This is a genomic window from Brevibacillus sp., assembly GCF_003521185.1.
Classification (GTDB): domain Bacteria; phylum Bacillota; class Bacilli; order Brevibacillales; family Brevibacillaceae; genus Brevibacillus; species Brevibacillus parabrevis.
The window spans coordinates 78,669-105,061 of record NZ_DOTK01000049.1; the positions used below are offsets into that span (position 1 = coordinate 78,669).

Annotated in this window: 26 protein-coding genes and 1 riboswitch; of the genes, 6 read left to right on the forward strand and 20 right to left on the reverse strand. The window is 50.8% G+C overall.

The window, feature by feature from the left end; genetic code table 11:
• Position 1 precedes the first annotated feature (1 nt).
• The 15 genes from flgK to DEP07_RS15700 form a co-directional block, all read right to left on the reverse strand.
• Positions 2 to 1,489 (reverse strand): flagellar hook-associated protein FlgK, encoded by a 1,488-nt coding sequence (flgK, locus tag DEP07_RS15630; RefSeq protein WP_280648634.1) that lies wholly within the window; start codon positions 1,487 to 1,489, stop codon positions 2 to 4.
• Positions 1,490 to 1,501: 12 nt separating this feature from the next.
• On the reverse strand, positions 1,502 to 1,993 hold the full coding sequence (locus DEP07_RS15635; RefSeq protein WP_063230725.1) for a flagellar protein FlgN: 492 nt from the start codon (positions 1,991 to 1,993) through the stop codon (positions 1,502 to 1,504).
• Between the two features lie 36 nt (positions 1,994 to 2,029).
• Entirely contained in the window at positions 2,030 to 2,305 is a 276-nt protein-coding gene (gene flgM, locus DEP07_RS15640) for a flagellar biosynthesis anti-sigma factor FlgM (RefSeq protein WP_063230724.1), read from the reverse strand.
• Positions 2,306 to 2,437: 132 nt separating this feature from the next.
• Positions 2,438 to 2,869: a TIGR03826 family flagellar region protein gene (locus DEP07_RS15645; RefSeq protein ID WP_122962640.1), complete on the reverse strand. Its 432-nt coding sequence runs from the start codon at positions 2,867 to 2,869 to the stop codon at positions 2,438 to 2,440.
• Between the two features lie 85 nt (positions 2,870 to 2,954).
• On the reverse strand, positions 2,955 to 3,812 hold the full coding sequence (locus DEP07_RS15650) for a ComF family protein (RefSeq protein WP_280648635.1): 858 nt from the start codon (positions 3,810 to 3,812) through the stop codon (positions 2,955 to 2,957).
• A complete protein-coding gene (locus DEP07_RS15655) occupies positions 3,809 to 5,842 on the reverse strand; it encodes a DEAD/DEAH box helicase (protein WP_280648636.1) in 2,034 nt (677 codons plus the stop codon). The genes DEP07_RS15650 and DEP07_RS15655 overlap by 4 nt, the downstream gene beginning before the upstream one ends.
• Positions 5,843 to 6,074: 232 nt before the next feature.
• Entirely contained in the window at positions 6,075 to 6,452 is a 378-nt protein-coding gene (locus DEP07_RS15660) for a glycosyltransferase (protein ID WP_254456800.1), read from the reverse strand.
• A gap of 67 nt (positions 6,453 to 6,519) precedes the next feature.
• Entirely contained in the window at positions 6,520 to 7,227 is a 708-nt protein-coding gene (locus tag DEP07_RS15665) for a response regulator (RefSeq protein WP_287102698.1), read from the reverse strand.
• Positions 7,228 to 7,262: 35 nt separating this feature from the next.
• Positions 7,263 to 8,405 (reverse strand): sensor histidine kinase, encoded by a 1,143-nt coding sequence (locus tag DEP07_RS15670; protein WP_287102699.1) that lies wholly within the window; start codon positions 8,403 to 8,405, stop codon positions 7,263 to 7,265.
• The gene (locus tag DEP07_RS15675; RefSeq protein WP_122962635.1) at positions 8,402 to 9,418 is read right to left on the reverse strand and encodes a polysaccharide deacetylase family protein; all 1,017 of its coding nucleotides are present in this window, start codon (positions 9,416 to 9,418) and stop codon (positions 8,402 to 8,404) included. The genes DEP07_RS15670 and DEP07_RS15675 overlap by 4 nt, the downstream gene beginning before the upstream one ends.
• Before the next feature lie 143 nt (positions 9,419 to 9,561).
• Positions 9,562 to 10,773 carry a methionine adenosyltransferase gene (gene metK, locus DEP07_RS15680; protein ID WP_122962634.1) on the reverse strand — a complete coding sequence of 404 codons (1,212 nt, stop codon included), beginning with the start codon at positions 10,771 to 10,773 and terminating at the stop codon, positions 9,562 to 9,564.
• Between the two features lie 132 nt (positions 10,774 to 10,905).
• Positions 10,906 to 11,006, reverse strand: a riboswitch (SAM riboswitch).
• A 178-nt stretch (positions 11,007 to 11,184) separates the two neighbouring features.
• Positions 11,185 to 13,755 (reverse strand): S8 family peptidase, encoded by a 2,571-nt coding sequence (locus tag DEP07_RS15685; protein WP_173596394.1) that lies wholly within the window; start codon positions 13,753 to 13,755, stop codon positions 11,185 to 11,187.
• A 286-nt stretch (positions 13,756 to 14,041) separates the two neighbouring features.
• Positions 14,042 to 15,037 (reverse strand): SLAP domain-containing protein, encoded by a 996-nt coding sequence (locus tag DEP07_RS15690; RefSeq protein WP_122962633.1) that lies wholly within the window; start codon positions 15,035 to 15,037, stop codon positions 14,042 to 14,044.
• A 40-nt stretch (positions 15,038 to 15,077) separates the two neighbouring features.
• Positions 15,078 to 16,040: an SLAP domain-containing protein gene (locus DEP07_RS15695; RefSeq protein ID WP_122962632.1), complete on the reverse strand. Its 963-nt coding sequence runs from the start codon at positions 16,038 to 16,040 to the stop codon at positions 15,078 to 15,080.
• An 82-nt stretch (positions 16,041 to 16,122) separates the two neighbouring features.
• Positions 16,123 to 17,070, reverse strand: a complete 948-nt coding sequence (locus tag DEP07_RS15700) for an accessory Sec system S-layer assembly protein (protein ID WP_122962631.1) — start codon at positions 17,068 to 17,070, stop codon at positions 16,123 to 16,125.
• 229 nt (positions 17,071 to 17,299) lie between these two features.
• Between DEP07_RS15700 and DEP07_RS15705 the strand changes: the two genes are divergently transcribed.
• From DEP07_RS15705 to DEP07_RS15730, 6 genes are read left to right on the forward strand one after another with little or no spacing between them, the layout of a single operon-like run.
• Positions 17,300 to 17,497: a hypothetical protein gene (locus DEP07_RS15705; RefSeq protein ID WP_173596393.1), complete on the forward strand. Its 198-nt coding sequence runs from the start codon at positions 17,300 to 17,302 to the stop codon at positions 17,495 to 17,497.
• A gap of 59 nt (positions 17,498 to 17,556) precedes the next feature.
• Entirely contained in the window at positions 17,557 to 19,131 is a 1,575-nt protein-coding gene (locus DEP07_RS15710) for a spore germination protein (RefSeq protein ID WP_287102700.1), read from the forward strand.
• Positions 19,132 to 19,162: 31 nt separating this feature from the next.
• The gene (locus tag DEP07_RS15715; protein WP_122962629.1) at positions 19,163 to 20,263 is read left to right on the forward strand and encodes a GerAB/ArcD/ProY family transporter; all 1,101 of its coding nucleotides are present in this window, start codon (positions 19,163 to 19,165) and stop codon (positions 20,261 to 20,263) included.
• Entirely contained in the window at positions 20,260 to 21,435 is a 1,176-nt protein-coding gene (locus DEP07_RS15720; RefSeq protein WP_287102701.1) for a Ger(x)C family spore germination protein, read from the forward strand. The genes DEP07_RS15715 and DEP07_RS15720 overlap by 4 nt, the downstream gene beginning before the upstream one ends.
• Complete coding sequence (locus tag DEP07_RS15725; protein ID WP_122962627.1) at positions 21,432 to 21,653, forward strand: hypothetical protein; 222 nt, start codon at positions 21,432 to 21,434, stop codon at positions 21,651 to 21,653. The genes DEP07_RS15720 and DEP07_RS15725 overlap by 4 nt, the downstream gene beginning before the upstream one ends.
• 36 nt (positions 21,654 to 21,689) lie before the next feature.
• Complete coding sequence (locus DEP07_RS15730; protein WP_173596390.1) at positions 21,690 to 22,793, forward strand: GerAB/ArcD/ProY family transporter; 1,104 nt, start codon at positions 21,690 to 21,692, stop codon at positions 22,791 to 22,793.
• 121 nt (positions 22,794 to 22,914) lie between these two features.
• On the opposite strand, the gene DEP07_RS15735 is transcribed toward DEP07_RS15730, so the two are convergent.
• The 5 genes from DEP07_RS15735 to DEP07_RS15755 form a co-directional block, all read right to left on the reverse strand.
• Positions 22,915 to 23,082 carry an aspartyl-phosphate phosphatase Spo0E family protein gene (locus tag DEP07_RS15735; RefSeq protein WP_063230709.1) on the reverse strand — a complete coding sequence of 56 codons (168 nt, stop codon included), beginning with the start codon at positions 23,080 to 23,082 and terminating at the stop codon, positions 22,915 to 22,917.
• Positions 23,083 to 23,170: 88 nt separating this feature from the next.
• Positions 23,171 to 23,881, reverse strand: coding sequence for a YjjG family noncanonical pyrimidine nucleotidase (locus DEP07_RS15740; protein ID WP_173596389.1), 711 nt, complete (start codon positions 23,879 to 23,881; stop codon positions 23,171 to 23,173).
• A 155-nt stretch (positions 23,882 to 24,036) separates the two neighbouring features.
• The gene (locus tag DEP07_RS15745; protein ID WP_173596388.1) at positions 24,037 to 25,332 is read right to left on the reverse strand and encodes a glycosyltransferase family 2 protein; all 1,296 of its coding nucleotides are present in this window, start codon (positions 25,330 to 25,332) and stop codon (positions 24,037 to 24,039) included.
• A complete protein-coding gene (locus tag DEP07_RS15750; RefSeq protein ID WP_167470231.1) occupies positions 25,325 to 25,468 on the reverse strand; it encodes a hypothetical protein in 144 nt (47 codons plus the stop codon). Before DEP07_RS15750 ends, DEP07_RS15745 begins: the two co-directional genes overlap by 8 nt.
• A 34-nt stretch (positions 25,469 to 25,502) precedes the next feature.
• On the reverse strand, positions 25,503 to 26,378 hold the full coding sequence (locus DEP07_RS15755; protein WP_217022128.1) for a GGDEF domain-containing protein: 876 nt from the start codon (positions 26,376 to 26,378) through the stop codon (positions 25,503 to 25,505).
• Positions 26,379 to 26,393 lie beyond the last annotated feature (15 nt).

Genomic DNA, 26,393 nt, shown 5'->3' on the forward strand with positions numbered 1-26,393 from the left:
ACTAGAGGCCAACTCGGCCCATGCCATTGATGACTTTGTCCAAGATTTCGTCCATGCTTGTCATGACGCGGGCAGATGCGCTGTAAGCGTGCTGAAATTTCACCATTTCTGCCATTTCGTCATCGATCGATACGCCTGATACGGATTGCCGCTGGCTGTCTACAGTTCCGACCAGCATTTCCGAGTTCAACTGATTGCGGGTAGCTTCTTGTGCGTCCACACCCAATTGGCTGATCGTATAACGATAGTAGTTATCCAAAGTTGAGCTTTCCGCCAGATCGTTCGAGCCCGTTCCGGCAGCCAACACTTTAAATTTGATGGAGGCAATCGCCAACGCGTTTTCGTTGTTTCCAACCGGTGTATGGACTGCTTCCGGTTTTGCCGCAGCGATAGCATCCAGGCTTCTCATAATCTCGGGATTAACGACAAGACTAGAGGCACTTGTTGGATAATTTTTCGTTGTAGCATCTGCAGCCAAAGCAGTTGCATCTACAAAGAATGGCAGATCCTGTGCGGTGCCATTATTAATATCGTTCAAGCTCCGTCCTGCGCGATGTATATCATTGATTTCCTTAGCCAAATTCACAGCCAAGACATCCAGACGTTTTAGCATATTTGGCACAATCTGATCACGCGATTGGAGAGTGCCTGCCATATAACCAGATGTCGGAACGAAAGCCGCTCCACCCAGCGTGAGATCACTCAAACCCGTGGCGACATTTCGCTGAGCAACTACTGGTTGGGCAGCAATGCCGTTAACAAATTCGCGTCCTTCAATCGTTACGTTCACCATACCTGCAGTGGTTTGCGTCACTCGGATATCTACCAGCTTGGAGAGCTTATCCAAGAGAACATCACGTTGATCATACAAATCGTTTGGCTGGTAGCCATGTGGCACGATATTGGAAATCTGATTGTTCAAGCTGGCTATTTGCTGTCCCAAAGAGTTGATTTCCATCGCCTTCACATTCACTACATTGTCCAGATCAAGTTGCACTTCTTTGATATGGTTCGTCAATGTGTTAAATGTATCCGCAACCGCCTTGCTGCGTTCGCGAACAACAGCACGTGCCGATGTATCTGTCGGGTCTTTAGCCAAGTCCTGCCAGGCTTGCCACATCTGGTCCATGACTTTTTGCAGCCCTGTATCAGAAGGTTCGTTCATTATCCCTTCCAGCTTTTCAAGTGTTTCCAAGCGACCATCCCAATATCCTTGACGCTTGTGCTCATTTCGATATTGAATATCCAGAAACTCTTCTCGCAACCGCTGAATACTGTCAGCTTGCACACCCGTACCAAGCAATCCTGGCTCGATGGTTGCCTGCATCCCAACATAAGGCAACCCGGTAGTAGCCTGCATGTTGACCCGCTGACGGCTGTATCCTTCCGTATTCGCATTCGCAATGTTATGCCCAGTCGTATTCAACGCGGATTGCTGTGCGAACAGGCCGCGTTTGCTTACTTCAATTCCGTGAAAAGTCGAGCGCATGTCAGCACCTCTTTACGCTTTTTTATTGAAAAAAGTTCGGCTCGCCTGACGGTAGGTGTCCGTGCTCGGATTGCCGTAAATGAAGTCGTCCTCCGGCGTGTCCGTGATCAGGTCGAGTGTCATGTTTACAAAAGAAAGGGATTGCTCCAGCAACTGCTGATTCAGCTCGTTTGCCTCACGCAGTTCGGCGACAATCCGGACAAGCTCGTCTCGATAGGATGCAAGCCGCGTCTTCTCTTCCGCACTGGTCGTCAACTTGATCAATTCAGCCAGTGTGCCTTCCTGAAGCGCAAAGCCTTTCTTTTCGGTCAGTTCTTGCACCAAGGTTTGGCGGGCTGCTTCAGCAGCAGTGACGCCCTTGATCAGCTTTTGTTCCTGGCGGGTAATCGCCACCAGCTCATCGACATCTCCTTTTACCAGCACGTCTTTTTTGTGTGCGGCCAAAGTGTACAAGGCTTTGTGCAACCGGATCAAGTTGTCGAGCAGATCGTAGAGTCTATCCATGTTCGCGCTTCTCCTCGTCTTCCCTAGAGAACTGGTTTATAGCTTTTTCCAAAAGGACAGGAGCTTCTCTGCAATTCGCTCGCTGGAGACACGATACGTGCCTTCCTCCACTTGCTTCTTCAATTGCTCCACCTTTTCACGACGCTGTGGCGCGTTCGTGTCTTCCACCTGGCGCTGCATTTCCAACGCTTCCGTAGAAATGTTTACTTCATCCTTGCCCATCGGGATTTTCCCACTTTTGCCTACCTGGTTGTTGCTCGTCTTGTTGTAGGCGTTGATCATCCCGACACGGTTCGGTTCATTAATCCGCATCTGATTACCATCCTCTCAATCCACCGGACATTTTCATGGGAACACGTCCCTTTATCAAAAGAAAAACCGATGATACCTCTTAGTAGTATCATCGGCAATTTCCTGATTGACGATTAGTTTTTTTGCGCAAAACTATTCGTCAGTATTCTTCCTTCTTCGATAAGCGGCTGCTTCCGCCTGACGTGCGCGAGCATCTTCTGCAAGGCGCCGATCCACTTCAAGCTGCTGCGAAATCTCGTGTTTCAAGTCTTTCATGCACGAGTCGCACATGTTTCCGGTACGGATCAAAATTCCACAAATTTCGCATGGGTAACCAAGTTCCGGGTTGCCTTCTACAGAAATGCGCCCTTCCTTGATAAACTTCGTAATTTGCTTCACGCTCACACCAGTAGCTTCGCTCACCTGATGAATATTAGCTCCGCGATTCTCGCGCTTGCGCAGAAACCGGGCGCATTTTTCATATTCCTGCTCCACTTGTTGATAGCATTTGGGGCAAATGTCACGGACTGTTTGTACAAATAAAGCATCACACCGCGAGCAGTTTGCCAGTTTGCCCAGAGACATAGAAACAACCCCTTCAACATCCAGAAAGTTCATTTGGTTCGCAACTGCTGATTGCTTCCATGATAACGTAATTTTACCAAACTGGCTATCTGTATATTGTCAAGGAGTAAATTTCACAAACTGTTCCCAAGTGTGCTCGCAACGTGCTGGCGCAAGAACGAAGAGTCGAGCCTGTCGTATATATATCGTCGATCAGGAGAACTCGCAGAGGAGTGCCGGACATTACAGGACTATTCGCCCCGCCCTTGACCTTGGCTCGCGCGATCCCGCCAGAGCAAGCGGAGGATAGGTCTGCAAGCACAGCCCCTTGCGCCCACGCAAAAGCATCTCTCATGCTCTCCTCGCGATGCACGCGCCCGCCTTGCTTGCTCAGCTTCTCTGTCGCTTTCGTTCGCTCCAGCAACGTTTTGACCGGAACTCCTATGGCGTGTCCCAAAGCTTTGGCAAGCAACTCCACCTGATTGAAGCCTCTTTCCCGAAGCCTTGTTGGATGAAGCGGAACAGTCGTGATGCAAGTAAAACGCGAAGGCGTATGGTAGCGGTAAATCGCGATGGTTAAAAGCGCACTGAAAAAACTAGCCAATCGCTCATCCCCACGGTATTTGAACAGGCTGACCAGACTTTTTCCTTTCTCGTCATATTGGAGCAGGCTGCGGTTGTTAGACAACGGCACGCTCGCTCGATCTACGCAATCGCGGCACAATCCATCGCGACAAATGACCTCGCTGCACATGTCTCGCCCGCACTGACGACAAATCTGCTCTCCGATGAACGGCAGGGCTTCCAAGCAGCCTGCACACACCTGGAGCTTTTGCAGCAAACGATATACGACCGGGTAAGTAGCGGCTGAACTGGAAAGAGATCGCGCACGCTTGCGGACAATCCCTTCTCTTTGCAGGGCATTCAAATGTCCGCCACAAGCCACACATGACTGGATTGTCACGCATTATCCCCCCCAGCTTCCGCAAGCTTTTTCGCCAATTGATTCATCCGGCTGATTTGCCTGACTGCCAGCTTCGTGGCCGCAGCGCGCTCAGCCTGCAAGAAAAGCACAGAGCCTGCCGTGTCATCGAACGATCTGCCCACGCGCCCCGCAATTTGCACCAAAGAGGCTTCATCGAAGACGGGCGCCTCCGCTCCTACGACAAGCACATCGCTCTTCGGAATGGTGACCCCGCGTTCCAGAATCGTGGTTGTCACCATGAGCGTATAGCGTCTGTTGCGAAAAGCGAGCACCTTTTCTTCGCGCAACGGGTCGGAGGCGTGGACGCCCGCCATCTGTTCCGACCGATCCGGCATCGCCTTTTGCAAATAGGCAAGCACCACGTCCACGTCGTCAATGCGGGGAACGAAGACGAAAACTTGCCGCTCGGCATCCAGTGAACGCTTGACTGCATCTGTCATCTGCGGCACCGCTCGCTTCGTCCGAACGCGCTTGTGCAACCCTTTGATCGTGAGAATCTCAGGCACAGGCAATGGCTTGCCGTGGTAGCGACCGGGTAAAAGCACATGAGTGGCTGAAGCAAGCGGCAATGCCGCGGAACTTGCTGATTTTGAACGACCGTTTGAAACGAGCCGTTTTTGCAAATAGAGCGGGGGAGTCGCGCTCAAATAGAGCAGCTTGCCCGTCTCGTGTACGGCTCTCGCCAGCGCCCGATAAAGCACAGGATTGTTGTGATAAGGAAAAGCATCGGCCTCGTCAAGTACAACCAGCAGGAAGCGGCGATGATAACGCATGACTTGGTGGGTCGTTGCAATCGTGATATCGCTCTCTTCCCATTTCTCGGCACTGGCGCCATGGACAGCAATTACACGCGCTTCGGGAAACACTCGCCGAATACGCGGAGCCAGCTCCAGCACTACGTCTTTTCGCGGAGTAGCGATCAATACACGCCCTCCCGACGAAAGTGCCTCAGCGACAGAAGGAAAGAGCAGCTCGGTTTTCCCAGCCCCGCACACTGCCCAAATCAAAAACTCCGACCGCCCCGGATGTGAGCCCGCTACGAACCGCCGAGCGCGTTCGGCAGCTCTCGCCTGATCTTGCGAGTAGCGCCCTGTCCACTCCAGCCTGGCCGACTGCCCCATGCCTGTTTCTCTCCCAACGGCAGTTGAGGCACTTGACGCAATCAACATATACGGCGTGCAGCACTTGCTCCTGCCCATTCCCAGGCATATCGTGCAGTAGGCGCAGCCTTGCTCACACGAATGGCAGTATATCAGCTGCAACGCTCTGCCCTCGCTGCCGCATCGCTCACAGAAAAGCACCAGTCGCTTGCGCCGCCAATTGCTGACGACTCCCATGCGCACTCCTGGAAGCCACTGCACTTTGCCAGCGAGGACTCCTTCATGCAGCGCAGCTGCCAAATCGCCAACTTCTACCCCTCGCTTGCACAAAAGCGTCTCGATCTCTTCCCAGAGAAGCGCTCGTCCATCCAGCAGTTTGCCGAGAACGCTTGCGCTCGCTCCATCCGCTGTGAGCGAAGTTCTTCGAAGCAATGAATGGCGCGGGAAAATCTTGTACCCTCCTGCTGATTCAGCATCCTTTTGACAAGCATGCACTTCGCATCTGAACTCTACAACCTTCCATGCAAACCAGTCTTTTGGCGGCTGCCTCATGCAAGCGAACGCACTGGGCCAGAAAACTTGATTGTCATCCCGCTCCCTGTCGGTCACTTCCCGCCCATACAGCACACTCGCCTCCCGAACCTTCCCCACAGCCAAATGCCGCAGCTCAGCGACCACTCCATCCGTCAGCTTTTGCCGCTCTGCCAGCCGCTTGCGTATGTATTCGTTTATTTGCTCCCGCAAGGAAAAGGCCAAAGCGAGCGATGACGTCTTGCCGATGACGTGCAGAATGCAGCTCTCTCGCTCCTGCCAAAAAGATTGGTCGACAGCAAAGCTCGGTGTCACATACGTCTGAACCGACGACACTGCTTCTGTGCCCGATTTGATGTACAGCAAAAACTCGCGCATGTGCCTTCCCCCGCTCCCCACCTGTCCTCTTACCATCAGTTTGCAAAAAGACAAGACGGGTCAGCAAATCTTTTTCACGAGCAAAAACGCAGCATCACCGTCTCGCTGACCGCAAGCAGCCCCATCGACTGTCAGGAAAAGGACCGAGACATTTTTCACACAAACACAAAAAAAGACTGCCGATGTCCTCGACAGTCCTTTTCGTTCATCCATATGCCTGAAAACAAAAACATCAGGCTCCTTCTTGCTTGTTCCGCAGATCAACTACAATAGCTCCCACCAGCTCCGCTTGGCTGTCAGCTACAGGCAACCCACAGCAGTACGGCTCGCGAGTCAAAATCGATAGCATCCGGGATGTATCATCGGTAGATCCTTCATCTATCAAAGTAATCCGGACAGGCTTGCCACTCCATTCGGAGCGAAACAGCAAACTTCTGACCGCCCGCTCCAGCACCTGCTCCGAATTGTGCACCAACAAGCGGTAATGCTCGTGCGAAAGCTCTGTCACGCCGTCCATTCGACTGGCCCATCGATCAGCGATCATCACCAGCAATGAGGAGAAGCCAAATGCCGCCAGTAGCCATACAACCAGTTCTTCCATCACGGTCATACCCCCTCCTATACAAAGGTATGCCGAACAGCTTGAACAGGGTGCCAACTGGACGCTCATACGGATTCTACCGTTTTACCCATCCGTTTTTGATCGAGATGACAACCGCTTGCGTGCGGTCTTGAACGTTCAGCTTTTGCAAAATGCTGCTGACGTGATTTTTCACAGTTTTCTCACTGATGAACAAAAATTCTCCGATCGCCCTGTTGCTCTTTCCTTCAGCCATCAGTTGAAGCACTTCCCGCTCGCGGCGAGTCAGGGACTCGATCACTTTTGGATCGATCGTTTGCGAATCATCCACGGAGAAGCTTCGCTCTGTGCTGCCTTCATGCTCGCTGAGACGACGGAACTCCTCGATCAGCTTGCCCGTTACCTTCGGATGGATGTAAGCGCCGCCGCTTGCTACGACGCGCACGGCATCCACCAGATCGCTGGTGCCCATTTCTTTGAGCAAATAGCCCGATGCACCGGAACGCAACGTGCGGTAAACGTATCCTTCATCATCGTGAATAGAAAGCATGATCACTCGCGTAGAGGGACTCACAGAAATTACATTTTCCGCAGCAGAGACGCCATTGATGTTTGGCATATTGATATCCATCAACAAAACATCCGGCTTGTGCTCTTCGGCGAGCAAAGCAGCCTCTCCGCCGTCCGCTCCTTCTCCGACGACCTTGAAGTCATCTTCCATTTCCAAAATGCGCTTGACTCCTTCACGGAACAATTGGTGGTCGTCCACAATCACGATGCGGAGCTCTTGCTGTCTTTTATCCATGTTTCATCCCCCTGTGTACATAATTCTGTATCGGTTCATATTTTTAACGGTATTTGGAAAATAACCTTTGTTCCCTCACCCGGAGCTGATTGCAGGTCCACATTGCCTTCCAGCAGCTGCACACGCTCGCGCATTCCCAACAGTCCAAAGGAATTTCCGTTTGCCATGCGCTTCTCCAGATCGAATCCAACGCCATCGTCTTTGACGACGAGACTCAGCGACTCCTGAAGAAACTCAAGCTTCACTTGTACCGAAGAAGCTCCTGCATGCTTCTCCACGTTGTTCAGGCACTCCTGAACAAGCCGGAAGATTGCAGCCTTGACGGAACTGCGCAGCGGTGGCTCCACACCAAATACTACCAGATCAATCGAAGCCCGGATACGTTCTTCGCACGTCTGAATGTATTTTTGCAAAGTGGGAACCAAGCCGAGGTCGTCCAAAGCCATCGGACGAAGGTCAAAAATGATCCGTCTTACATCAGCCAAACTTAACCGAACCATTTCTTTCAGCTCGTGAAGCTCCATTTGCGCTTCCAGAATACGTTCGTTTTTCAACATGCGCTCGACGATTTCGGAGCGCAAGACGACGTTTGCCATCGATTGAGCCGGACCGTCGTGAATCTCGCACGCGACACGTTTGCGCTCTTCTTCCTGCGCCTGAATGATCTTCAACCCCATCAGTTGATGCGGCTTGGCCGATTCCAGCGCTTCCCCGATCTTGCTCAGGTCGCCAGTCAGGTAGCCAAGCACCACACCCATCTGGGATACAAGCTTCTCGGCGCGTACAATCGTTTCCTCCAATGTACGCAATTGCCGCTCCAGATCATTGCGCCGGCGCTTCAAGTTGTTTTCCCGCTCGCGATAGATGGAAAGCTCCACCTGGATGCGGCTTGCCTCTTCATAGGCGATACGGATGTCATCCTCCGTGTACATGTGAAAGTTGCGGCTGACCTGCACAAGCCTGTTGCGCGACTTTCGATAGGCCAATTCCAACGCATCGACCTTTTGGATTACTTTGGAAATTTCTTGCCTCAGCTCATGCAAATCAAACTTTAGCGAGTTGCCTTGTTGTCTTGCATCTTCGGCTATATCAAAAATTTGCGTTTTACTTGTTTCTACTGTTTCAATGGTTCTCTTGATCACCCCATCCAGCACGCTGATGTCGATCGCTTTGTTCATGATTGCTCTCCTTCGAACTCTTTTTTCGCTTTCGTGAACAGCTGTTGGAGTTTGACCTCATCTACGTCTCGCAGACCCACATCATTGCGTGGGATGGCAAAAGGATCTACCCCTCGTTTGGCGAAACCGGGCGTAGAAGTAAACACATACTCATACCCTGCTTGTCGGGCTGTTTCCAAAACGATCGGATTCGTGTAGCCAAAAGGCAGTGAAATCGCCTTAATGTCCTTGCTCATCCAACCGTGCAAACCTGCGCGAGACATACTGAAATCAACATAGAGCCGATCCCTGTATTCTTTTTCATTTTCTAATCGCTTTACATCCTGCAAGTAGACGGGAGCAGTCTCTGGTCCCATCTCTCCCCATTCATTCCGCGCTTCCTCTTCATGCAGGCTGTAGGTATGGGAACCAATATCAGCCAAGCCAGAGTGAAGCATTTCCATGACTTGTTGACGCGTGAGTGGCGTCGTCATGTTCTCCCGTTTTCGTTCGGCTACATCTCGCAAGCGTCCTGCAATCACGAAGTTCACTGACGGGTAGCCGTATGTACGCAATATCGGAAAAGCCTTCGTATAATAACTTTCGTAGCCATCATCAAACGTAATCAGGACAGCATTTTCTGTCGGCAAGCTCCCGGTATCGACAAAGCGCAAAAACTCATCCAGCGTAATGGGATGCAGGTCATTTTCGTGCAAAAATGCCATATGTTCTGCGAATTGTTCGGGCGCAATCACGTAACGTTGGCCTGCAGCATCTGTCACATGATGATACGTCAGGACGACGACTTGATTGTTATACCACTTTTGCGGCTTTACCGTTGCTTTTTCGTTTCGCGTGACGTTTGGCTCAGCGTTTTCCGTCTCGCTTATGCTTATAGACGTATCGACTTGGGGAAAAGGTTGCACTTTTTGCGCATTCTTTTTTGACTGGTACAAATCACCAAGCCCCAATATCGTCACAACCAACAGTAAACAACTGATAAACACTGTCAGGAAGAGCCTTTTGTTCGGCAAAGAAACCCCTCCTTCACTTCCTCACTAGGAGATTCGACACAGTCCTACATTTTCCCTTTGATCAGGATTCACCAATAATTGGAAATTTCTTCCCATAACAAAAAGAGCCCAGTAGCTTTTACCAGGCTCTTTCTTTGCCGTGCTTATTTTGCCAGTTGAGCAGCCTCTTGCTTCAGAACTTCTGCTTTGTCTGTTTGCTCCCAAGGAACATTCAGGTCATTGCGTCCGAAGTGGCCGTAAGCCGCTGTTTGTTTGTAGATAGGACGACGCAGGTCGAGCTGTTTGATGATACCAGCTGGACGCAGGTCGAAATGTTTGCGAACGAGTTTCACGAGATCTTCTTCGGAAACAGTTCCTGTACCAAAAGTATCAACTGCGATGGATACTGGTTGTGCTACACCAATCGCATACGCTACTTGTACTTCGCACTTGTCAGCCAAGCCAGCTGCCACGATGTTTTTCGCAACATAGCGAGCAGCATAAGCACCGGAGCGGTCTACTTTTGTCGGATCTTTACCGGAGAACGCGCCGCCGCCGTGACGAGCGTATCCGCCGTAAGTGTCTACGATGATTTTGCGGCCAGTCAATCCAGCATCCCCTTGTGGTCCGCCGATAACGAAACGGCCAGTTGGGTTGATGAAGTATTTGGTTTCAGCATCCAGAAGTTCAGCTGGAACTACTGGTTTGATTACATGCTCAACCAGGTCTTGTTTGATTTGCTCCAAAGTTGTTTCAGGAGCGTGTTGAGTAGAGATAACGATCGTGTCGATGCGAACAGGCTTGTCTCCATCGTACTCAACTGTTACTTGTGTTTTACCGTCAGGACGCAGGTAAGCGAGTGTGCCGTTTTTGCGAACTTCGGTCAAACGACGAGCCAGTTGGTGGGACATGCTGATCGGCAATGGCATCAACTCAGGTGTTTCGTTGCAAGCAAAGCCGAACATCAGACCTTGGTCACCTGCACCAATCGCTTCGATCTCAGCGTCAGTCATTTTGCCTTCGCGCGCTTCCAGTGCTTGGTCTACACCCAGTGCAATGTCAGCGGATTGCTCGCCGATTGCTGTGATAACACCGCAAGTGTCAGCGTCAAAGCCGAACTTAGCGCGATCATAGCCGATTTCACGAATGGTTTCGCGAACCAGCTTTTGAATGTCTACATAAGTGTTGGTTGTGATCTCACCCGCTACGAGAACCAGACCTGTCGTTACAGAAGTTTCGCACGCTACGCGAGCGTTTGGATCTTTGGACAGGATGGCGTCCAGGATGGAGTCGGAAATTTGGTCACAAATTTTATCCGGATGTCCTTCGGTTACAGACTCAGATGTGAACAGACGACGACCTTTTTGCAAAGCCATGAGAAAATACCTCCTTTGACCTCATACAAATAGTTTGGTAGCCGAGTCAGGATTTTATCGACGTAAACGCAAATAAAAAACCTTTTCCATCTTTCGGAGGAAAAGGTTTGAGCGCTTTTAGCTTCCTTCATCCTCTTATCGGCCAGAACAGATTTCCGTCCTGCTGGTTAGCACCGCTCTAGTCGGTTGCCGGGCTTCATAGGGCCAGTCCCTCCGCCTGCTCTGGATAAGAGTATCCATTACGGATTATAGAATAATTGTTTTTCGGGGTGGTGTCAATAGACTTTTCCCACAACTCCGGTTCGAAGCAGGCCAGCCTGTACAAAACGTTGATGAAATCGCCTGCGGGAAGCGAGCGATGATGACTGTAACGCATGGACAGCGCCTTTTGCACAAGCTGGTCAAGCCTCTTTATACTTGGTACGATTTGGCGATCAATACAACAACCTCGGCCCGCGTAGCGGTTCCCTGAGGCTTGAAGGTCTTGCCATATCCGTTCAGCCACTTTTTTTGCGTCAAAGCCTCGATCGCCGGCGATGCCCAGTAGTTGACCGGAACATCGCGATAAGAGGACACGCTGCGGCTATTCACAGCTACCCCTTTCGCCCTGGCGATCATGGTGGCCATCTCGGCCCGCGTTACCGCCTGATCAGGCTTGAGTTGACTGTTTGGATACCCCTTCAAGACTCCGAGCTGATAAGCTACCCCAAGGGTGTTGTACGCCCAGTGCTTTTTTGGCAAATCGGAAAAGACGTCCTTGCCCGTGTACATACTGGCTACTTTCGAGCCGGTGACACGCATCGTCGAAACGAGCATGGTCGCAAATTGGGCGCGGGTCACTGCCTGATCCGGCTTGAATGTTGCGTCGTCGAAGCCTTTGATGATGCCTTTGTCGCTGAGCTTGGCGATTTGCGCACGCGCCCAGTGGTTAGAAATATCCCGATAGCCGGAAATGAGCGGCTGCGGGCTGAGCGTCAATTTGTAGGAATCGTACTTGAAAGGCACGATGCTGCTCATGCGCACGAAATACTTCCCTTTAGGCAGCCGTATGCCGAAAATTTCACTGCCTTGGTCTGACCGCTCTGCCACTTCGGTTGTCGAAGCAAGCGCCACGTTCATGTTTTTCTCATTGTAAAGGGCGATGTGAAACCCGCTTGCTACCGGGATGAACGGAGCGCGAACTGTGACGTACGATTCCGCATCCAATGTAAATTGAAACCAGTCTGAATCTGTCGACGCCGGAATGGTTCCTGACATGACTCCTCCACTGGCAAGCGGAGCAGCTTTGCTATACGTATTATTCGGCTCGTTCCCATCTTTTTTCAACGGGGTAAAGGCGAGATCGAGGCGATATTCGCCGTTCATTGCATTTTGCTGATACTCGCTGATGCGAATGTAGTATTTTCCTGGCGAGACGTCCTTGCTTGCACGTTCGGAAGGATTATCCCTGTCGCTGTTATCGTATACCGGGTCCCAGACCGTATTTTTTCCCGGCTCTTGCTTTCCGATGGCAAGTACCAAGTCCACCCGCTTGTTATCAGGTGTGACCGTCACGTCCATATGCCCGTACTCGCGGACATAGTAGGAGAACCAATCCTGATCCCCTTCCTCATGGAAATTGCCCGTCACGCTGATCTGGTTGCCCACCAGCGGCCTTGCCGTAGCCATCGTATTGTTCGGTTCATTCCGATCCGGGTTGATGGTGAATTTGCTCGTCAGCACATAAGTAAACGCATTAACTCCACCGTTTCTCACCAGCTTGATGTTCATTCGCCCAGCTTTTGCAGGAACCGTTATCGTATCCCCGTTCCCGATATAGTAAGTGACCGGCTGACGATTTGCCGGATAAAAAGTCGCTGACATGGCTGAAGATACGCCTGAGTTTACGGATGCGGTGAGACTTACTTTTCCATCGTAAGGAACGTCCATCTTGAACCAGTCAACCGTATCGTTTGGCCCCAGATTGCCACGGACTTGCGCTTCGATCGGAAACGCCTTGGCTCTCTCCAAAACGTTGTTCGGCTCCAAAAAGTCGCTGGACAGCGCACTGCGCACTGCCTTGTTTACGTCCAGAAGACCGTAGCCCGCTTGCCGATCCCAGCCGCCTTCGCCAATATCTGTCGCCGTCTGATAAAGCATCTGCCTGACGTCGAGAGCAGACAGCTTGGGATGACGAGCCAGAATGAGAGCAGCCGCGCCTGCTACCTGAGGCGCCGCTACAGATGTTCCGGAAACTGAACCGTATTTGCCGCCGAGCTTGGTTGTATACACATTAAGCCCCGGTGCCACCAGATTCATCTCCGGCCCTGTATTCGACTGGTAAAGGACCTGGTTTCTTCCGTTTATCGCCCCCACCGCAATTACGGTCGGGTACGCTGCCGGATACGCGACACGGCTTGCCTCATTTCCGCTCGCCGCCACCAGAACCGCTCCGTTTCGTTCCGCGCGGTCGACCGCATTTTTCATAGCCCGGGAGTAAGCCATGCTGCTAAAAGACATCAAAATGACCTTTGCCCCCCGATCGAGGGCGGCGTTGATTCCTTTGGCGATCATGTCAACATCCGTAGTAGATGCGTTTTTGTTCAAGACTTTGACGGGCAAAATTTTGGCGTTCCAGACCACCCCGGCTACGCCGATCCCGTTGTTCCCTTTTGCCCCGAGGACCCCGATGACTTCTGTTCCATGCCCATTGTCATCCTGCGCACTTTTCCCCGGATTGACCAGGTTAACACCAGGGAGCAAATTCCCCTTCAAATCAGGGTGATTGTAATCGGCCCCTGTATCGAGTACAGCAATCGTGATCGCCTGATTGCTGTTCACCACTGACCATGCCTTGTCCGCTTTGATTTGACTCAGGTGCGTCTGGTTGCTCAGGTAGCTGTCATTGGAGGCAGGAGCAGCAGCGAGTGCCTGCCTGGCTTCCAAAGGAGCGACGGTGAGCAGCAGCGCCAGTGCGACGGTCACTTGAATTGATTTTTTCATAAAAAACAGTCCTTCCCTCTCTCCCTGCAAATCATGCAGCAAGAAAACCTCTGTCGAAGCCGTTTCCGTCATAAGGCCGCGTTTTAGCGGAAGGTTTTCTTAACGTATGAATACCCGCAAACTTTTGCAATCAATCCCAATACGTTCAAAAAGGTATTCGAGTATGATATTCCTCGTCCTAGCATAGCGGATAAAAAGGGCGAATTGCAACCCTAATTCCCCAATATTTGGAACGTTTTGGCAGTAGAAAAACCCTTTTCACCAGTGGCAAAAAGGGTTTCGTTCATTACTGCAGCAGACCTTTATTGTCTTCGGTTTCAGGCGCTACGTATGTTTCCTGTTTTTTTCTTTGGCGCGCTTGCGGAATGAAAGCAGTCAACTCTGTCACGTCTACTCCTGCTTTTTTAATCGAAGAGGACGGGATGTCAAATGCCCAGACACGCTGGCTGTTCGCTTCCACCTTCATGTTTTGCAAGGTGTAGTTGACGCGGGCAACCGCTTCGCCATCCTTGTCGTGCACCAGGATCGGCACCTCGGTAAACTCCAGGCGCTTCTCCAAACCGTTGCGGAATACAACAACGACTTTCAGACCGTTATCCTCGTTCGGCTTGATTGCGAGAACTTGCAAGTCCACCTGCCCAGCTTCTACCGGAGCTTCTGCCGCTGCTTTTTGCAAATACTGCTCTTGCTCACTGGCACTCAGCCCCATGTTCAGCTCGTGGCTTCCTTCGAGTCGCTGTTTTTGCGGCTTTTTATACACAATCGTCAGCGGTACTTCTTGCTCCGGAATGCGGTCAAACTCTTCCCAACGGAACATAAACTCCGCCGGACGACTGGACATGGAATCGACTGGTCCGCTTGTCATCAAGTCGAACGTCTTTTTCGCCACCTCTTCGCCTTCTGCTGTTACGAGAGAGAGCGGCAGTTTTTGCAACAGTACGTTGCGGTCTGTCGCATTGCGAATGTAGGCAAGCACCAAATAGCCTTCTACGGTCGCCTGTGTGAAGAACGGAATGACACCGACCTCATCACGTACTACAGGCGGCAACTCATCGTGCACATATTGCAGCAATTCCTGCTCGGCCTCGTCCAGCTGCGCGTCCCACGGACCGTTCATCGACAGGAACAGCTCTTTTGACTCCACGCGGTTTGCAGACTGCTGCGGATTTTCAATACCGGATACGCCCAAGTAAAATTCATTGTGCAAATACTCATGAATGTCCTCTCGTACCTGCTCCAAGCTTTCTTTGGAACCAAACCAGTTTTCCAATAACCAACTCATATGTCAACCTCCTCTTTCCCACTTTAGAAAAATCACGCGTCTACTCTACGTCAAGAATCCATCTACGCAGATTGGCATCAGGCTTTTTCACAAATTCCGGCGGGAACACGATCAGCCACGGACGACTGTTGCCAGGCTGGACACAGATCTTTCTGGCGTCAAGAACGCCTCGCGCAACGACATCCCCGTCTGTATCGGAAATCGTTACTTTCAGTTGCTCAGGGCGATACTCCGTCGACAGACCATTGCGGAACAGCATCGCAGCGACCAGTTGCCCTTCTTTCGTTTTGCCGATATCAAAACCCGTAACTTGTACGGTATTCACCGGGATTGGCGGCAAAGAATTGGCGAGCTTCTCCAGACGATCCTTTTGCCGATCGGTCATGCGGTTCTCCATCTCCGGGTCCAGTTCAAGCGTGCGTGGCCAAATATGCGCGCGGTTCCCTGCCTTCATCACGACTTTCCAGCGACTGAACTGGAAGTTGTCGTGCAGATAGGACTCTTCCGGGAACAGCACTTCCCATGGACGGCTCGTATGCGGCGGAATCGAGCCCATCTCGGACAGATCGATTCTGATCCGCGCAAACGGCTTGTCGTCCAGATAAATCGCCAAACCAATCGTTTTAAAACGAACTGGCTTATCTGTCGCATTGCGGAAGAACATCGTCACGATCATGCCGTTCGGTTGGGGAATCATACTGAAGCCCGTCACACTGATCAAACCGCGCGCGATTTCCGGAAGCTCCTCCTGCAAAAAGCGCAGCGTGTACTTTTTCTCGGAATCCAGCTCTTGCTCCCACAAAGGATGCAGCGACAGCTCTGTCTTGATTTTCTCGCGTTTAGCCGGAGCGCTGGTCTTCGCCTGTTCCTTTTCCACTTCCACTTCGGTTTCTTTCAGTTCGTCAATGTCGAATGCCGACTCTTCCTGAATTTCTTTCTTCAATTCATCCAGAGCTTTCTCGCCCTGTTCCTTGCCAAACAAATTCTTCATAAAAGAAAACATGTGTTACCTCCTCACACACGTCCGAACCCGAACGCAATTTCTCTCTCTTCATCATAAACATTTCTATACGGCTCATGCAAATCTAGGCTTGCTGCGGAACATTCACTCGCCAGCGAGAAAGATCCGGCTGCTCCAGCAAAATGCTTTCCGGAGGATAAATAAACAGCCATGGCTTGCTCGTATTGGCATTCACCGTCAAGCTTCCCAGTTCAAACACTCCTTCAGCCACCTTTTCTCCTGTCGCATCATAGAGAGCAAGCGGCAACGTTTCAAAGGAAAGAGACTGCGGCGAGCCGTTGCGAATCAAAAGCATGACGTGAAGTGCGCCTTCCTCGGAGCGACGAATTTGCACACCCTGGATATTTACTTCTCCCTCATTGAGCGCAGGAAGTGTTTTCGCCAGCTCGATCAAGGAATTTTTTTGTTCATTCGACAGCGCCTTGATCCAGGACTCTTCCAGTTCCAGCTGCTGTGGCAACACCATTTTCTTTTGTGCCATCTCGAATGCAATCTTCCAGTTCGCCAGCAGCACGTTCACTTGCAGGAAGTGTTCACGCGCAAATACAAACGACCACGGTCTTGCAGATCGCGGCGGAATTTCCCCTATCTCGCTAAAGTCAAACGTCTGGCGGGTAAATAGCTGCTGATCCCCGAACAATACCACCAGCGTCATTTCCTTTAGGTTGATTGGATGGTCCGAACTGTTGCGAATAAACGCCGTGATTTCGATTCCATCATCATGCGGAACGAGCGCTGTTCCAGCGAGGGAAATGTTCCCTTCCTGCAGCGGCTCCAGCTCCTGTGCCATAAAGGAAAGCGCGTATTTCTCCTGCGCACCCAGATTCGCTTCCCACGATTCATGCAGGGACAGCGTGGTAATGACGCCGGCAGATGTTTTGTGTAGACCTTGCTTTTCCTGATGAGACTGTTCGGTATCAGAAGCGGACAGAATGGATTCCTCCTGAACCTGTTCTCGCACCTCTTTTGTGGTAGGCGTCTTCCCCATTAAACTCTTCAAGAAGGATAACATAGCACCGCTCCCAACTTTTCTCTACATCTATATAGTGTTTGCGTTCGTCATTCACTATAGCATAGTGACATCCTTTTGCAACATAGAAAACTTGGCATTAACCCGCCTGCTGCAAGCGCGGTTCCCGCGTCTTTGGTCCGGCAACAAACCACCCGCCTTGCCAGGGGAAAGCGGCGAGTAATATTTGTTAGGATACCTGTACGAATCAGTGATGTCAAGGAATGGAAAGATGTCACCAGAACGAGGCCAATTCCATTTGATGAGAAAGTTTACAATATTATTCATTATTGATAAAATGGAAGTGTCTAAACAAATAACTTGGGGAATACCTTTTGCGCCAGCTGACCGATTCAGCTGGTTCTTTTTTTGGGCAAAAACAGTGAAAATGCCGACAAAGCTGCCAGCGTTGGATTATAAAAATTCATAATTGGACAAACTGTCTAGTAACAAAAATTGGCCTCACTGTGTCGGAAAGGAGGACCTTGCTTGAATCGCAACGGACGAAAATGGTGGAGAACAAACAAGCATAAACTCGAACCTGCCAGGCAAAACAGCCCAAGTCCCTACGCTCATTTGACCTTATCAAAAGAGACGAAGGAAAACCTCCAAACGTTGCAAGACATCTACTCCAAATGCTCGGACGTCATTTTTCGGCCTTTTTATATCGGGAAAACAATCAAGGCGCATGTCGTGTTTATTAGCGGTCTGTGTACCGTTCAAGACGTAGATCAGTACGTGTTGACGCCGCTCATGCAAGCAAATGAAAACGAATTTCCTGACATGGAGCAAATGGCTGAGCAGGTTTTGGCTGTCTCTCGCATCAAAAATCTTGCTACGATTGCCGACTGTATTGAAGAAATCGGCAGCGGCAATCCCGTCTTGCTGTGGGAAGGAGAAGAACGGGCGCTGTCGCTTGGTCTGGCCAAATGGGAAAAGCGAAACATCGAGGAGCCTTCAGCAGAGGTGGGGATACGTGGGCCGCGAGAAGGCTTCACGGAAACATTGGACGTGAATACCTCCCAAATCCGCCGCAGAATCAAAGATCCGGCTTTGAAAATGGAACGCATGAAAATCGGGGGATACACGCAAACGGAAGTGATCGTGGCCTATATGGAGGGAATTGTCGACCAGACCTTGGTCGAAGAGGCAAAAGCGCGACTGAATCGCATCCAGATCGACGGGATTTTGGAGAGCGGATATATAGAAGAAATGATTGAGGACAATCCTGCCTCGCCTTTTCCGCAGTTAAAAGATACGGAACGACCGGATACAGCTTGCTCCGCATTACTGGAAGGCAGAGTCGTCATTCTCGTGGACGGCACGCCTTTTGCCCTGATTGCTCCCGTGACGTTTTTCGCTCTCTTTCAGGCTGCGGAAGATTATTACCAGCGTTATATCATCAGCACGGCGATTCGCTGGCTGCGCTATCTGTTTCTCGGGATCTCTTTATTGCTCCCTTCCTTGTACGTAGCCATCATTACGTTTCATCAGGAGATGGTGCCGACGTCTCTTCTGATCAGCATGGCGGCTTCCCGGGAGGCTGTGCCTTTTCCCGGCCTGGTCGAGGCGCTCTTGATGGAAGTCACCTTCGAAGCTTTGCGCGAAGCCGGAGTAAGACTGCCCAAGCAAATCGGGGCTGCCGTCAGTATCGTAGGGGCGCTCGTCATCGGACAGGCTGCCGTTGACGCCGGACTCGTATCCGCTCCGATGGTCATTGTCGTAGCCATTACCGGAATCGCCAACTTCATGGTGCCGCGGTACAGCGTCGGTACGGCCGTCAGACTGCTGCGCTTTCCGATCATGTTTCTCGCGGGCACACTCGGACTGTTGGGAGTCATGCTCGGACTCATTGCGATCGTGGTTCACCTGTGCACCTTGCGTTCGTTCGGCGTGCCGTATTTGTCCGGGATTTCCCCGCTCAAACCAAAAGAATGGAAAGACATTTTGTACCGCTCTCCATGGTGGGCCATGAAGACGCGCCCCCACTTCACCGGAGAATTTAATCAGTACCGTCAGGCTCCCGACCAAAAGCCTGGCCCCGAACGCTCGGAAGATCCATAAACAGACAAGGGAAAGCGAGGTGTAGGAAGCAATGCTGGAAAAAGGAAAAATATCCGCCTTTCAAATGGCCGTTCTCATGTACCCGACCATCGTCGCTACGGCTTTGCTGACGGTCCCAAGCATTACTGCCGCCTACGCCGACAATGATCTGTGGCTCTCCCCCATCTGGGCTTCCTTGATCGGTTTTGTCACGGTGCTGGTCGTAGACGCCTTGCACAGACGTTATCCGCAAAAGACGATCATCCAGTACAGCGAGCATATTCTCGGGAAGCTGCTCGGAAAAGCATTCGGCGCATTTTTGATGCTGTTATATGTACTGCTGACCGCTCTGGTAGTCAGAATCTACGCGGAGTTTCTCGTAGGCAGTTTTCTCACCCAAACGCCAATCGTAGTCGTCATCTCTACCATGCTGCTGCTTTGCGCTTTTGCCGTCCGCGGAGGCGTCGAAGTAATCGCGAGAGCGGCAACGGCATTCTCGCCCTTTTTTGTCCTGCCGCTGCTGCTCCTGATTGTCTTGCTGTTCACGGACTTTCAGCTCGACCGGATTTTCCCGATCATGGCAGACGGCGTAGGACCATCGCTAAAAGGAGCGCTCATTCCGCAAGGCTGGTTTACGGAGTACATGCTGCTTGCCTTTTTGCTCCCCTTTTTGACCGATCGGGAAAAGGGCAGAAAATGGGGTGTCCTCTCTGTTTTTGCTGTCATGCTGACATTGCTCATCTCCAACCTGATCGTGCTCTTTTTGTTCGGAACCGATGTGGCAACGATGCTTTATCCATTGATGGCAGCCGCTCGCTATGTCAGCTTTGCCGACTTTTTCGAAAATCTGGAATCGCTTGTCATGGCGATCTGGATTATGGGCGCCTTCATCAAAATTTCCGTCTTTTATTACGCCACTGCCCTTGGGAGTGCGCAATTGCTCAACTTGTCAGATTATCGCCCGATCGTTCTCCCGCTAGGTTTTCTCATTACACTATTCAGTTTTTGGAGTATCCCCAGCCTGATGGAAACCAGCAAGTTTGATGTGGCCGTCTTCCCGTTTCTCGGCCCGCTCGTTCTGACTCTTTTGCCTCTGCTGCTCCTCTTGTTGTCCTTCGTGCGTCCTGCCAGACAGGAGGGAAAATCGTCATGAAGCGGATTTTGCTGACGCTTCTCATGATGTCGCTGTTGTTTCTCGGCGGGTGCTGGGACCGAACCGAGATCAATGATCTGGCGATTATTACTGGAGCTGCGATTGATGCAGCAGATGACAATCAGATCGAGCTGTCTGTCCAAGTATTCATCCCCCGCGCCCTTAGTGCGGGCAGAGGCAGCACAAGCAGCGGCGGCAATCTCACGCTTGTAAAGTCGGCGAAAGGTGCCAGTATTGCCGATGCCATCGCTCTGCTGCAAACGAAGATTCCGCGAAAAATTTTTTGGGGCCACTGCGAAGTATTCATTTTTGGAGAGGACATGGCAAAACGGGGAATTGCCGAAGAAATGGACTTTCTCGTTCGCCACCCGCAACCGCGCGAAAGAGCTTACATGTTTGTCAGCAAAGGCAAGGCAGCGAAGACCCTGGAGCTTCGTCCCGAGCTTGAACGCTACTCGTCCGAAGTCATACGCGAAATGTCAAATATGCATATCGGAATGCTGGTCACGATCATTCAGTTAAAAGAAATGCTGCGCGGCAAATCAAATGCTGCCGCTCTCCCCCTGATCGATGTCATGCCGCCGCCAAACGAGGCCAAAGGGTTGGAGACAGCGCCATACATCATGGGAACCGCCGTTTTTCGAAAAGGCAAGATGGTCGGAGAGATCAACGAAAAAGCGACGCGCGGCGTCATGTGGATACGCGGAGAAGTAGAGCGCTACACCGTCACCGCCAAGCTTAAAAATGTGCAGGGCACAGTCTCTCTCAACCCCATCCACTCGGATATCAAATTCATCCCTTCGATCCGCAATGGACAATGGCAAATGACGATAAAGGCGAAAACGGAAGGAGACGTTGTGCAAAACGGCACGAACCTGGACATGAGCAATCCCGAGATGATCAAGCTTGTGGAAAAAGCATTTCAACAGGACATCGAAGACCGCATTGAGCTTGCCCTCAAACAGGTGCAGCACGAAATGAAGGCAGACATCTTCGACTTTGCCACGGACTTTTATCGGGAATATCCTCAAGAGTGGAAGGCAGCCAAAAACAACTGGGACGACATTTTCCCCAACGTAAAAGTAATCACGGATATTCATGCATACGTTCGCCGACCTGGCCTGGTTACGCTTCCTGGCGGCATACCCGAGGAGGAGGTGAGAGAAAAGTGAGATGGGGCGTTACGCTAGGCGTTACATTGCTTGTCCTGCTCATCATTCTCTTTGAGCTTCCAGCTTTGCGGCAGAAGCCGCTTCGAGACAAAATCGCTTTTTTCTCCCTCTTGTTGTGTGGGTGGGTATTGGCCCAATTCGATTTGCCCAATATGGCCGGGCCTGTCACTTGGCTGAATGAACTGTTCAAGCCTTGGGGAAATTTGATGAAAAAATAAATGGCGGCGCGTGTGATCTGCCAGAGGTGATCATCTATGCTTGAAAAAGGCAAAATATCGGCTTTCCAGATGGGCGTCATGATGTACCCCACGATTATCGCCACAGCCATCCTGTCCTTGCCGGCAACGATGGCTACCTATGCCCATAACGATCTGTGGCTGTCTCCCATTTGGGCATCATTCGCCGGTTTTCTGACGGTTTACGTCTCCCATCGGCTTCATCAGTATTACCCGCAGCAAACGCTGATCGAGTACAGCTGTCAAATCGTCGGGTTGATTCCCGGAAAACTGATCGGCTTGCTCTACTGCTTCCTCTACTTGATGTGGACGGGGCAAATCGTCAGAAACTACGCCGAGTTTGTCGTCGGCGCTTTTCTGTTCAACACTCCGATCGTCGTCGTCATCGCAAGCATGATTTTGGTCTGTGTCTTTGCTGTTCGCGGCGGCATTGAAGTAATTGGCCGAGCAGCCCTGTTGTTCATGCCGCTGTTCGTACTTCCCTTATGCCTCATGGTCCTTTTGCTGCTGCCTGATCTGGATTGGCAAAACTTTTTTCCGGTACTGGAAAACGGCATTGTCCCTTCGCTGAAAGGAGCTGTTGTTCCGCACATCTGGCTTGGCGAGTTTTGGCTGACGGCTTTTCTCTTTCCGTTGTTAGCCGACAGCAGCAAAGGCCGAAAGTGGGGAATGCTTTCCGTGCTGGCTGTAACCATCACGATGATTGCCACCAATTTGTTTTCCCTGTTCTTGTTTGGCAGCGATGTTTCCAGCATGCTCTACCCTTTAATGATTGCTTCGCGCTACGTCAGTATTGCCGATTTTTTCGAAAATCTGGAGTCTGTGGTGATGGCAGTCTGGGTGCTGGGCGCTTTTGTCAAAATATCGGTATTTTTCTACGTCATCGTCCTCGGCAGTGCACAGCTGATGGAAGTAACTGACTATCGACCGCTCGTATGGCCAATCGGCTTTTTGATCGTGCTGTTCAGTTTTTGGGGTATCCCCAACATGATTGTTTTTAACTATCTCGACGAAACTTCGCTTCCTTACTACGGCTTTTTCATGCAAATTCTGTTGCCGCTGCTTCTCTTGCTGATTGCCAAACTGCGAAACAAGCCGCAACGAATGAAGTCAGCCGCATAACAACAGAGCGCGACTTTGAGCAAAAGCCAGCCTCAGGTTATGCGGCTCGGTTTGTATAGTTTTATTATTCAGTCAATTAATAACAGGTTTATCCACAGGTTGTGGATAATTTTTTGCTCATTTATGTGTGTAACTGGAGGCATTTTTGGTATTTGACGATATACTCATCCAATTTTTGCGACATATCGATCACAGTCGGATGCAGAAAGCTTCCTTTTTCCAAAACAAGTTCGGATAACTCTTTACGCATGCTCTCGATACGATGCAACAGATCAGTTGGTTGATCCATGCTAATTCCTCCAGAAACAGTTAGATCATAAGTCCTAGGATTATTATATCATTCGATAGACAGGAAATATAAGGGAAATTATATATTCTTATATAGGCAGCCGCTCATCCGCTGTCAGTCTGACAAGCTCAAGCAAATGAGTCAGATCGCGAATCTCGTACGTAGGCTCGATGTCCAACCGATTTTCCTTGCCTTGAGGATTGAACCAGCATGTATCGATCCCGTAGTTGTGTCCGCCTCGAATATCGGAAGTAAGCGAATCTCCTACGATCAAAGCTTTCGACTTGTCTGTCACTTGCAGTTTGGAAAATGCATAGTCAAAAATTCGCGCATCCGGTTTCTGAAACCCGGCCTCTTGGGAAATGATCAACTGTTCGAAAGCATGGCGAAGAGGCGATGCTGCGATTCTCGCTTTCTGCACTTCGGCAAAGCCGTTTGAAATGATAGCCAGGCGGCATCCCGCCAAACTGCTGCATACTTCCTGCGCTCCTTGAATCAGCGGCGTTTCCTGTGCCAGATTGGCCAAAAACTCTTCGTTGAAAGCAACAGCATCATAGGACAGCTCATGCGCTGAAAACAGACGGCTGAACCGCTCCACTCCAAGCTCGTCCAGTGACACGATTCCTTGTTCCAGCTCCAGCCACAGTCTTTTGTTGATTTCACTGTACGTTGCTTGGTAGGCAAGCCAGCCTTCGGGCATTCCAAAACGGTGGAAAGCTTTATCCATCGCATTTTTTTCCGAAATGCCAAAATCGATCAACGTATCGTCCACATCAAAGAAAATCACTTCGTATTTCACAGTTCTCTCCACCCGTCTCTTCCGGCTCGGCACCAGTCGTTTCTTTTTTCATCAATCAATCTATCATCTTATTATAACAGATTTGACATAAGGAACTGCCTATCATCTGGAAGAGTACGGAAGAAAAGTAAAAGAGTCTCCTCTTGCACAGCCCATCAGGTAAAGCGTTGCGTCTTGTACCATCTTCTCTTTCTTTTTGTCACTTTATCAGCCAGCAGTCCCCAAAATGCTTGCACCGAGATGACGATGAACAACTGCGCATACGTAAAATACGAGAGGCAAGACAAGACGAAGTTTCTCGTCGTGCTTTGACCGATATCGGTAGCCAGAGCCAGATTGATTTGCAGCACATACATGGAGTACATCAGCGCCCAAGCCACGACCAAGTAGACGTAGATATCCTCGGAAAACTGGAAGGGAGACACGACCTCGGGATGAAACCAGGAGATCACCTTGTATACGAGGTTCGTCACAAAAATGATGTCGGAAACAACAATCGCCACCATAAACCAAAAGTAGCTCGCTGCATAATACAGCACCTTCAGCTTGATGCGCCAGCTCGTGCTGTCAAATAAATGCGAGATGTTCCCGATAACTGTGTGGTAGTTCCCCATCGCCCAGCGTTGACGCTGCTTCATGTAGACGTCAAGCTTTTCCGGCTCCTGCTGGTACGCCTCTGCCTGCGGTGCGAGAGCAATCAGCTGGCCCCGCTTTAATATTTCAAAAGAAATCGCCGTATCCTCCGTAAGGGACTGCTCGTCCCATCCGCCCAACTCCGCGATCAGCGAGCTTTTGACGATAAAGTTCGTTCCCGGAATAGACCCTAGCTGAAAAAGCTCCCATAGCCCCGTATGATAAACACGATGCATGGTCACCAGTTCCAGATTGATGAATTGGGTGAGTAGAGTTTGGTCGCGATTCCGTGCCTTGTTCCGTCCAAAAACCGCCCCGTACCGCTCCGGTTGCTCCAGCGCTTTTTGGATCAGAAAAGCCAGCGCGTTTTTCTCTGGTGCGGCGTCGGCATCATACACGCAAATCCATTCCCCGGTAGCGAGTTTGAAAGCGTCATTCAACGCTCCCGATTTCCCTCCCTTCCCGGTTCGTTCCAGAACAGTCAGGTTGCGCTGCGAAAACTCTGGCTTGCCATGTACCGCCCGCACGATTTGCGCCGTTTGGTCTGTGCAATTGTCGGCAATGACGATCACTTGCAGCTTGTCCGCCGGATAGTTCAGCCGTAAAATGTGCTCGACTGTCGCGGCGATGACCAGCTCCTCATTGTGGGCCGGAACGAGTATCGTCACAGCTGGAAAAGCGTCCATCTCCGTCGGAATCACCAATTCCTCTTTGCTCTGCCGGTACACAAAGCGTATGGCTCCAGCCATAATCAACGCAGATTCAAACACCGCGACCCAAATACTGATAATTGCGAGCAACAAGAGCCACTCAGCCACTGATTTTCCTCCGATCGTATTTTTTGCTCACTCTGTCACGAAAAACCAACGTGGCGATCGTCAGAAAAACAATCGTAACGGCGAAGATCATACTGATCGCAATGCACAAGGGGATAAACCAGCTGGTGTATGACATAAGAAGCCCCCTCCCTTTTCCTGGCCAGATCGGCTTACACGTACTCTCCGATCAGATCAAGTTCCGCATTTCGTTCAAGCGCCGCTATGACGCTGTCGATTTGCTCATATTGATTGAATTGTTCCTTTTGAAAAACAAGCGCTCCCGAGCGAATGACAAGCTTCAACTGTCGTCCTTTTTTGTCCGGAAAATCCTTGTTCATCATGGCGTGTTTAATTCGTTCCGTCAGTTGCCGCAAATAGTCCTTGTCCGTCATCGGCAGCAGCACGACAAACCGTCCTTCATCGAGCGAAAACTTGTAATCTTCGAAGCGGAGTTGCTTTTGAATCGTCTGGGACAATTCCAGCAAAAGCCGCGAATACCCCTCTGAGCCAAGAGATTCTTGTACGAACGGCAAAAACTCGATTTTGAACATCGCCAGGCAAAAGCTGTATTTTCCCTCATAACGTTTTGCCAGATTAGACTGTCTGAGCATCGTTTCCGCAAAGGCCATTTTGTTGCCCAGTGCCGTATCGAGATCAATGACCGGGTTGATTTCTTTCAGTTCTTCCAACCGTTCCACGAGTCGCTTGCTGCGCAGCAAGTACGTTTTGATAAACCCTGCAATCAGCACGTTCGCGGGCATGACCAGCAACCAGGCGTACACAATGACACTCGTATTCGCATACGTAGCCAGCCAAACAACATAGCTGACCAAGTAAACAAACACCAAAACGACCGATACCCCCATCGGCAGCACATAACCGAGCAGGAGCGCCAGCAAAATAGCCATGCTCAAAACAAACTCAACCATCGCAAACGACTGATCTATGTAGACATGGACATAAACCAGCGCTTCCTGAAGCACCGTAAGCAGGAGCAAGATGCCGTACCCTATCTCCATCTTGCGTGTCGGAGAATTGTTGTTCATAATTCAGCTCCTCTC